Raw genomic sequence first — 8924 nt, 5'->3', positions numbered from 1 at the left:
GATGAGGTCTCCCACCGGGTTAACCGGGTAAGGCCCCCAGTAGACCACTGGGTTGATAGGCCAGAAGTGGAAGCACCGCAAGGTGTGGAGCTGACTGGTACTAATAGGCCGAGGGCTTGTCACACACCAACCAACGGTTGGCAACAGTGAAAGCCGCTGCGCTATGTAACGATGTTCGCGTTCACTGTACGGTTCCCAGAATATGAACAGGACCCCCAGCAACCACACCCCACTCGGGGTGTGTGACTGTGCAGGGTTGGTTGTTGATATTTTGATAGAGTTTCGGTGGTCATAGCGTCGGGGAAACACCCAGTCTCCATTCCGAACCTGGAAGTTAAGCCCTTCAGCGCCGATGGTACTGCGACCGGGAGGTCGTGGGAGAGTAGGACGCCGCCGGACATTCACACTGTTAAGGGCCACCCCACTAGGGGTGGCCCTTAACATATGTCTGGCCCATATTTTCTTGCTGCGCCGATCTCTGGGCGATGCTCGCTGGGTGGTCTCCGGGCCGCTCGATGCGGGTCTCCGGGGCCCGGGGCGGTAGGTTTGTGCGGTTACCCGCACTACAGCATCGTTAGGAGTCACAGTGGCGACGCCACCTCGCAATCCCCGATCCGGCTCGGGGGACCGACGCGGTTCCTCCGGGAACAGTGGACGTCCCGGCCGTAGTGGTGGGGGACGTCCCGAGTCCGGTGGTGCCGGCTACAGCGGTAAGCGTTCTGGTTCCGGTGGCGGTTCGAGCTCCGGTGGTGGGTCGGGTTACAGCGGCAACCGTTCGGGGTCAGGTGGCTCAGGCGGTGGCTCTGGCTACGGCGGCAACCGGTCCGGCGGTGGTTCGGGCTCTGGTGGCGGTGGACAGCGGAGCTCAGGTGGCTTCCAAGGTGGCGCGAGTCGGGGTGCTTCGAGTCGTGGGGACACCCCGCGGACCGGCGCTCCGCGCAGTGGTGGCAACCGAGACGATGCCCGGACCGAGAACCGGCGTGGATTCGCCGGCTCCCGTGGTGACGACAAGGGTCGCCGGGATCCCTTCGGAGGTCAGCTCGCCGGTCGTGACGACCGTTCCTCAGGTGGCGACCGCGGCGGACCTAGCCGCGACGACCGCTCGAGTGGCGGATACCGTCGCGACGACCGTTCTGGTGGCGGCGACCGAGGTGGGTACAACAAGGACAACCGCTCCACTGGTGGCGACCGCGGTGGGTTCCGTCGCGACGACCGTTCCGGTGGTGGCGATCGTGGTGGATACCGCGGGGGCGACCGTCCGGCGCGGGACGACCGCGGTGGCTACAACCGCGACACCCGACCAGCACGTGATGACCGTGGCGGCTACAACCGCGACACCCGACCCGCTCGTGATGACCGTGGTGGGTTCAACCGCGACACGCGGCCTGCGCGGGACGACCGCGGTGGCTACAACCGTGACGACCGGCCCGCACGCGATGACCGTGGCGGCTACAACCGGGACGCCCGGCCGGCGCGCGACGACCGCGGGCCTGCTCGGCGGACCGATGGACCTGCGCGCGATGACCGGGGTGGCTACAACCGCGATACGCGGCCTGCTCGTGACGACCGCGGTGCGGGGCGTAGTGAGCGGCCGGCTCGGGATGACCGGGGCGGTGCGCCTGGTGGGTTCCGGCGGGACGACCGGGGCGACGGCCGGCGGGATCAGCGATCGGCTCGGGACGACCGGGGCGGCGTACGGGGCGGTGCTCGCAGTGCGGGGCCGGCGCGTGGTGAGCGTGGCGCGTTCAAGCGGGACGACCGGGATTCGCGCGGTGCGCGCGGTGGACGTGACGACCGTCGTGGTGGACCGCGGCGGGATGACGAAGAGAAGGTCGGTCCGCGTCGCGACGACCCGGTGATTCCCGCGGACATCACCGGTGGCGAGCTGGATCGCGGTGTGAAGGCCGAGCTGCGCTCATTGCCGCGCAGCCTGGCGGACCTGGTCGCGCAGCACCTGGTGGCGTCTGGCCGGTTCCTGGACGACGAGCCGGAGCTTGCGTACCAGCACGCCCGGACGGCTCGGCGGCTCGCCGCGCGGTTGGGCGGTGTTCGCGAGGCCGTGGCGATCACGGCGTACCTGGCTGAGCACTACGACGAAGCGCTGACCGAGTTCCGCGCCGTACGGCGGATGACCGGGAACCACGAAGTCCTGGCGATGATGGCTGACTGCGAGCGTGCGCTCGGACGGCCGGAGAAGGCGCTGGCGCTGGCGCAGGACAAGCACGTTCGGGACCTGTCCGAGCCGACGCAGATCGAGCTGTTGATCGTGACGGCCGGTGCGCGGCGTGACATGGGCCAGACGGCGGCCGCGATCCAGGTGCTCGAAGTGCCGGAGCTGACCAAGCGCACCCGGGCGGAGTGGTTGCCGCGCCTGCGTTACGCGTACGCCGACGCCCTGGCTGCTGCTGACCGCACCGAGGAAGCCCTGGTCTGGTTCCACCGTGCTGCCGGCGCTGATGCCGACGGCTCGACCGGAGCCGCTGAGCGCGCCGCCGAGCTCGAAGGCCTCGAGTTCACCGACCTCGACGAAGACCTCGAGGACGAGGAGGTCGAAGAGGTCGAGCAGACCGACGACACCGCGACCGTCGTGGAGGTCGACGAGGTGGACGACGAAGACAACTTCGGCGACCTCGACGAGACCGATGACGCCGAGGACGAGGCACCTGAGGTGGTCGCGGAGGAGAAGCCGGAGAAATCCGAGCAGTAGAACAAAGCTGTGCTCAAGGAGCCGCCGGGATGATCCCGGCGGCTCCTTTGCGTTGGTGGACGACTCGCCCAATCGGTCGGGGCTACGGCGGGCCCGGGAGAATGGGGCGATGGGTGTGAGGGTGCTGGCGGATGATGCTGTTGGGGTGTTGGTGGGGGCGGCGGTTGCCAAGGGGGCTCGGCGGTTGCAGAAGGCTGTGCGGATGGTGGAGAAGGGCGAGGACGACGCCATCCATCAGGTGCGGGTTTCGTGCCGGCGGTTGCGGAGCGATCTGAAGCTGTTCCGGAAGCTGCTGGCAGGGGAGTGGGCCGGCGCGCTGCGGGCGGACCTGGCTGGGTTGGCGCTGGCCTGTGGTGAGGCTCGGGACCTCGAGGTGATCGCGGCGCTGGTGAAGGAGACCGTGCACAGTGAGGACGACGCCGAGCACGTCGACTACATCCTCAGCACACTGACTGCGGGCTTGGAGCAGGCGGCAGCGCGGTCGGCGGAGGTGGTGCTCGGAGACGGGACCGCCACGCTCCTGCGGACTCTGGAGACGACTGCGCTAGCGCCGGTGCTCTCACCGAAGGCGGAGACGCCCTGTGGTGAGGCGCTTCCCGAGCTGCTGGACGGTGCCGTGCGGCTGTTCGCGCGGGAGGCGGACAAGCTGCAGCCGTGGACGCAGGACGACGACTGGCATGAGGTGCGGTTGCTGGCCAAGCGAGTCCGGTACGCCGCCAATACCTGCGCGACTGTGCTCGGTGACGAGGCGCGGGCGACCGCCGTACAGGCTGCGCGGTATCAGGAGCTACTCGGGCAGCACCAGGACCACTGCGCCGCCGCAGACGCGCTGACTGCTCTGGTGGCGGATGCGGGGCCGGAGCGGGCGTTCACGCTCGGACGGCTGGTTGAGAGGCACCGGGCGGCCCGCAAGCCGGTGCGTGAGGAGTTCCTCAGCCTGTACCACCGCTCTTGACACCCTGACGACACCGTTGTACATGTATATACATGTCTGAACAGGTAGGTCGATCGAAGCGATCCCAGCTGGTCGCAGAGATCGCCACGGAGATCCGGACCGGGCGGCTCGGCCATGGTGAGCGGCTACCGGGCGAGAACCAGCTCGCGACCCGCTACCAGGTGTCCCGCGGCACGGTCCGGAGCGCGCTGGCCGAGTTGCAGCGGCGCGAGCTGATCACCACCGAGACCGGGGTCGGCTCGTTCGTCACCTTCGACGGCAAGGAGCTCGACCAGCAGATCGGTTGGGCTCGCGCGCTGGCTGAGGGCGGCGCGGATGTCGGCACCGACCTGCTGGGCATCGCCACTGGTGGGGATCCGGCGGTAGAGGAGCAGTACGGTCCGGTCGTCACGGTACGGCGATTGCGTCGCGCGGGCGGTCACCCGGTCTCGATCGAGGTCTCCGCGCTACCGGCAGTTGGAGCGCTGGCCGACCTGCCCACTACTGGACTGGTCGACGACTCGATTACCGCGACTCTGCGCGCAGCCGGCCGCCAAGGTGTCGGAGGCGAGCAGTGGATCTCAGTCGAGCCGCTGGACGCCGCAGATGCCGCGCTGCTCGAGCGAACGCCCGGTGAGCTGTTCCTGCGCGCAATCCGGGTCACCCGCGACCAGAACGGCGATCTAGTCGAGCACGTGGTGAGCCTGCTCGACCCCCAGCGGTTCCGGTTCCACCTGAGCTTCCCGGCGGCCCGATGAGCACCCGAGACCGGGCACTGGGCGCCCTGTACGGACTGGCGCTCGGTGACGCACTGGGGATGCCCACGCAGTCGCTGTCCCGGTCTGACATCGCGCTGCGGTACGGCGTGGTCGATCGGCTGCTACCCGGGGCTCCGGACCAGCCCATCGCGCCAGACATGCCAGCCGGCACGATCACCGACGACACCGAGCAGGCTCTGCTGCTCGCACGGCTTCTGATCGAGGGAAGCGGTCAGGTGGACCCGCATGCGTTCGCCGAGGCCCTGCAGTCCTGGGAGCAGGACATGATCCGCCGCGGCTCCCTCGACTTGCTCGGACCGTCCACCAAACGCGCACTGGATCGCCTGGCCGACGGGGTGTCGGCGGAACAGACCGGCCGGGACGGTACGACGAATGGCGCGGCCATGCGGGTTGCGCCGGTCGGCCTCGCGTACGGCGTAGAGGTGACCCGCGGGGCCGCGCACACAGCGCTGGTGGATGCCGTGGTCGAGTCATGCCGGGTCACCCACAACACCGGCCTCGGAATCGGCGCAGCCGCCGCAGTGGCCGCGGCTGTCTCGGCCGGCGTGGCCGGGGCTGACCTGCCTACTGTGGTGGCTGTAGCCGAGGACGCCGCAGCGGTCGGTGGTCAGCGCGGCCACTGGGTTGCCGGCGGCAGCATCGCCGCACGGCTGCGCTGGGTCCGTGGCTGGGTCCACGACCTCACGCCCAATGAACTCGTCCCCGCCCTCGACGAAGTCGTCGGTACGTCGGTCGCTGCCAACGAATCCGTCATCGCCGCGTTCGCGCTGGTCGAGGTGCTCGGTAACGACGTTCGTGGCGCGCTCACCACGGCCGCCTCACTCGGTGGCGACACCGACACCATTGCCGCGATCTGTGGCGCCGTACTCGGTGCGCACCACGGCATGTCCGGACTACCGGCCGACCTGCTCGATCAGGTCCGCCAGGTCAATCGGCTCGATCTCGACACGACTGTCGACGGGCTGCTCGCGCTGCGCGCTACCAATCTCCCCTGAAGGAGGCCGCCATGGCCACCGAAACCGTAAGCCAGGCAACACAGTCCACGCTGGAAAACAGAGGCATCGAGCCCGTCCCGGTCGGCGAGCGCACAGGTCGGCCCGGCCAGCTGTTCTGGGTCTGGTTCGCCGCCAACATCTCCATCCTCGGCCTGCCCCTGGGCGCGACGCTGGTCGCGATGGGGATGACGGTCTGGCAGGCCGTCATCGCAGCGGTCGTCGGCTCTGTTGGCTCGTTCGCGATCGTCGGCGCGATCTCGATCGCCGGCCGTCGTGGCGGTGCGCCCGGTCTGACGTTGTCGCGCGCGACGTTCGGTGCCCGCGGCAACATTGGTCCGACGCTCGTCTCACTGTTGTCCCGGCTCGGCTGGGAGACCGTGAACACCACGACCGCCGCGTTCGCGCTGCTCTCGCTGGCCACGATTCTGTTCGGCACCAGCCCGGCGGCCAAGGATCATCCAGTACTCACGGTCGTCGCCATCGCGGTGTTCGAGCTGCTGACCGTGCTCGTCGCCGGACTCGGTCATGCCTTCCTGGTGGCTGTGCAGCGGTGGGCGACCTGGGTGTTCGGAGCACTCAACATTCTGGTCGGCGGCTTCCTGGTGGCGACCGTCGACTGGCAGGCTGTTGGAGCTGCCTCGCCTGCACCCGTCGGTGTGGTCGTGGCTGGGATCGGCGTGATCGCAGCAGGTACAGGGATCGGCTGGGCGAACGCATCGGCCGACATGTCCCGCTACCAGGCGCCGACCGTGCGCGCTGGTTCGCTGGTGCTGTCCGCTGCGGCCGGTGCGGGTATTCCGCTGGTCCTGCTGATCTCGCTGGGCAGTCTGCTCGCCGCAGGCGATCCCACGCTGGCGAATGCAGGGGACCCCGTTGCCGCGATCCGCGCGATGCTGCCGAGCTGGATGGCTGTTCCGTACCTGATCGCGGCGTTCGGCGGACTGTTGCTGTCCAACCACCTCTCGGTCTACTCGGCCGGGCTGACCACGCTCACCCTTGGAGTGCGGGTTCGGCGGGTGTACGCGGTGGTGGTCGATGTGACGGTCACCTTCGCCGGCGCGATCTACTTCCTGCTCATCGCTGACGGGTTCTACGGACCGTTCATCGCCTTCATCAGTGCACTGGCGGTACCGATCACGGCGTGGGTCGGTGTGTTCGCCGTGGACATGCTGCGACGCCGTCACTACGATTCCGAGGCTCTGCTGGACACCCGTCGTACCAGTGCTTACTGGTACCGGGGTGGTATTGCCTGGCGGGCGTTCGGCGCCTGGGCGCTGGCCATCGTGGTCGGCTACCTGTTCGCGACTCTGGGTCCCGCAGCGGACCCCTGGTTCACCGGACCGCTCGCTGACACGTGGTTCGGTTCGAACGGGCTGGCCTGGGTGATCACCTTCGTTGTCGGAGCAGGGTCGTATGCCGCACTCGGTGGTGCCCGTAAGGAGGGTGCCCAATGACTGGCCGGCTAGTGCATACCGGACAGGTGGTCATCGACCTGGTCATGCAGGTACCGGCGCTGCCACCAGTCGGCGGTGACGTGCTGGCGCTCTCCACAGTCGAGTACGTCGGCGGTGGGTTCAATGTGATGGCCGCCGCGGCCCGGGCTGGTGCCACCGTCGTCTACGCAGGCGGTCACGGCACCGGACCACGCGGCGAGCGGGTGCGGGCCGAACTCGCCGAAGAGGGAGTCAGAATCGCGCAGCCGATCACTACTGCGATCGACACCGGCGTCTGCGTGGTCCTGCTCGACAGTACCGGCGAGCGCACGTTCGTCACTGGTAGCGGTGCTGAGACTGCTGTGGGCGACCCACTACCGGATCTGGAGGCGTCTGACATCGGCTACGTCTCCGGCTACAGCCTCGTAGTCCCGGAGAAAGCCGAGCAGGTGCTGGCGATTCGGGGCGGCGCGCTACTGGTCGACCCAGGCCCACTGGTAGCCGACATCGATCCTGACGTCTGGGCGCGCACCCTGGCTCGTACTGCGGTGCTGAGCTGCAATGACCGCGAGGCCCAGCTACTGACCGGCCGCTCCGATCCCCTGGAGGCAGCGAGGGAGCTGGCCACCAGAGTGCCGCCCACGGCCGTCGTTGTGGTGCGGATCGGGGCAGGTGGCTGTGTCGTGGCGCAGGATGGCACGGTGGAGGCGGTGCCGAGCATCACGGTGGACGTGGTGGACACCAATGGTGCCGGTGACGCGCACTGCGGTTGGTTCGCGGCTGAGCTCCTCCGCGGCACCGACGTACTGGAGGCAGCCCGGCGCGCCAACATCGCTGCAGCGATTGCCGTCACTCGTAGCGGTCCGGCGACAGCACCGACTCGCAGTGAGGTCGACGCTAGAGCATCCTGAACAGCAGACCGACGCGCGGCTTCGGGCCGAAGGAGGTGGCCTTCTGCGGCAGGATGACGCCCTGGATCGCCGAGCCGAGCACCTGGTCCAGGCGCGGAGCCGTGAGCTCAATCGCTACCTGCGAAGGGCTGGCCAGGGCCAGTGCGTCGGACCAGGTGTGGTGGAAGGTGATCTCGTCGACCGGAGCACCCCACGCGGGCAGGAGGTGCTCGTGGAGGGATGAGACGACGGGGACGGTCTGACCGTTGGCCGGGCGGATCGTGAGCCAGGTGGTGCCGTCTGTGAGCCGGATGTGGTCGGGGAGGCTCTCCGATCGACCAGACAGCACGTCCCAGCCGGCCGGGGTGCGCGACTGCACCATCTCCAGCGTTAGACCGGGCACTACGCGGTGAATGGGGTCCAGGGTGAGCGGATGCCGGTTGTAGTCGACCAGCATCGCCAGGCCGACTGACGTGCTGGAGCGGTCCGGTTCGCGGCGGTTGCGCTCCAGGTACGCCGCGTAGCGGTGGTGGCCGTCGGCGATCAGCGCCTCGTGCTTGGCGATCTCGGCCGCGATCACTGCGAGCGTTTCGGGGTCCTCGATGCGCCAGATGCGGTGTTCGGCCCCGTTCTCGGTTTCGGCCTCCACCCACGGCACTCCGGTCCGGGCGGCGTCTACTGCGTCGCTGGCCGCACCACCGTCGCCGTACGCGAGCAGGATGGGCTCCAGGTCCGCATCGGTGGCTTCCATCAGTTCGAGGCGGTCGTCGACCCAGTGCGGCATCACGTTCTCGTGCGGGAGCACTACGCGCCGCAGCGGATCCAGAGCCAGCGCACCGACCAGACCGCACAGTACGGCGTCGCCCAGACGCTGCTCGTAGACGTACAGCGCGGGTCGCGGGTCCTGGATGACCACTCCGGCGGCCTGCCACCCGGCGAGCCGTTCAGCAGGCTCGTCGTACCGGCTCGGACCGAGGTTGGGGTCGCGTGGAAGGATGAGCCTCACCATGTTGTGCAGATCAGACGCAGTCAGCCGCCGGACCAGCGCGGGTTCCAGCACGTCGTACGGCGGTGAGGTGACCGCGCCCAGCCCGCTCACCATGCCCGCCACGAACCGCCAGGCCCGCAACGGGTCCAGCCGCAGCACGCCAGCCCTCGAATCCCGCATGAGCCGCATCGTACGGGC

General features: G+C 68.6%; 8 protein-coding genes and 2 rRNA genes. 9 read left to right on the top strand and 1 reads right to left on the bottom strand.

Annotated features, from left to right (window positions below):
• The 9 genes from E1261_RS17905 to E1261_RS17865 form a co-directional block, all read left to right on the top strand.
• Positions 1 to 124: ribosomal RNA gene (locus tag E1261_RS17905) — 23S ribosomal RNA — on the top strand; the annotation flags it as partial.
• A 157-nt stretch (positions 125 to 281) separates the two neighbouring features.
• Positions 282 to 399: ribosomal RNA gene (gene rrf, locus E1261_RS17900) — 5S ribosomal RNA — on the top strand.
• Positions 400 to 1049: 650 nt separating this feature from the next.
• Positions 1050 to 1859, top strand: a complete 810-nt coding sequence (locus E1261_RS17895) for a hypothetical protein (protein WP_165952546.1) — start codon at positions 1050 to 1052, stop codon at positions 1857 to 1859.
• A complete protein-coding gene (locus E1261_RS17890; protein ID WP_238176286.1) occupies positions 1856 to 2707 on the top strand; it encodes a tetratricopeptide repeat protein in 852 nt (283 codons plus the stop codon). Before E1261_RS17895 ends, E1261_RS17890 begins: the two co-directional genes overlap by 4 nt.
• Before the next feature lie 109 nt (positions 2708 to 2816).
• Entirely contained in the window at positions 2817 to 3662 is an 846-nt protein-coding gene (locus tag E1261_RS17885; RefSeq protein WP_165952545.1) for a CHAD domain-containing protein, read from the top strand.
• A gap of 32 nt (positions 3663 to 3694) precedes the next feature.
• Positions 3695 to 4399, top strand: coding sequence for a GntR family transcriptional regulator (locus E1261_RS17880; RefSeq protein ID WP_132408007.1), 705 nt, complete (start codon positions 3695 to 3697; stop codon positions 4397 to 4399).
• On the top strand, positions 4396 to 5415 hold the full coding sequence (locus E1261_RS17875) for an ADP-ribosylglycohydrolase family protein (protein WP_132408006.1): 1020 nt from the start codon (positions 4396 to 4398) through the stop codon (positions 5413 to 5415). The genes E1261_RS17880 and E1261_RS17875 overlap by 4 nt, the downstream gene beginning before the upstream one ends.
• Positions 5416 to 5426: 11 nt before the next feature.
• Positions 5427 to 6869, top strand: coding sequence for a purine-cytosine permease family protein (locus E1261_RS17870; RefSeq protein ID WP_132408005.1), 1443 nt, complete (start codon positions 5427 to 5429; stop codon positions 6867 to 6869).
• Positions 6866 to 7759 carry a PfkB family carbohydrate kinase gene (locus tag E1261_RS17865; RefSeq protein ID WP_132408004.1) on the top strand — a complete coding sequence of 298 codons (894 nt, stop codon included), beginning with the start codon at positions 6866 to 6868 and terminating at the stop codon, positions 7757 to 7759. The genes E1261_RS17870 and E1261_RS17865 overlap by 4 nt, the downstream gene beginning before the upstream one ends.
• Here the strand turns inward: E1261_RS17865 and E1261_RS17860 are convergent.
• Entirely contained in the window at positions 7746 to 8906 is a 1161-nt protein-coding gene (locus tag E1261_RS17860; RefSeq protein ID WP_132408003.1) for a DUF1015 domain-containing protein, read from the bottom strand. The genes E1261_RS17865 and E1261_RS17860 overlap by 14 nt on opposite strands.
• Positions 8907 to 8924 lie beyond the last annotated feature (18 nt).

It is taken from the genome of Kribbella albertanoniae, assembly GCF_004348455.1.
GTDB classification, from domain to species: Bacteria; Actinomycetota; Actinomycetes; order Propionibacteriales; family Kribbellaceae; genus Kribbella; species Kribbella albertanoniae.
The sequence above is the reverse complement of the archived record's forward strand: the minus strand, read 5'-3'. Positions and strand labels throughout refer to the sequence as shown.

What these genes read in the sequence shown, in the direction of transcription:
- E1261_RS17880 (WP_132408007.1), top strand. Translation starts at nt 3,695, where the DNA reads ATGTCTGAACAGGTAGGTCGATCGAAGCGATCCCAGCTGGTCGCAGAG.
- E1261_RS17860 (WP_132408003.1), bottom strand. Translation starts at nt 8,906, where the DNA reads ATGCGGGATTCGAGGGCTGGCGTGCTGCGGCTGGACCCGTTGCGGGCC.
- E1261_RS17875 (WP_132408006.1), top strand. Translation starts at nt 4,396, where the DNA reads ATGAGCACCCGAGACCGGGCACTGGGCGCCCTGTACGGACTGGCGCTC.
- E1261_RS17870 (WP_132408005.1), top strand. Translation starts at nt 5,427, where the DNA reads ATGGCCACCGAAACCGTAAGCCAGGCAACACAGTCCACGCTGGAAAAC.
- E1261_RS17865 (WP_132408004.1), top strand. Translation starts at nt 6,866, where the DNA reads ATGACTGGCCGGCTAGTGCATACCGGACAGGTGGTCATCGACCTGGTC.
- E1261_RS17885 (WP_165952545.1), top strand. Translation starts at nt 2,817, where the DNA reads ATGGGTGTGAGGGTGCTGGCGGATGATGCTGTTGGGGTGTTGGTGGGG.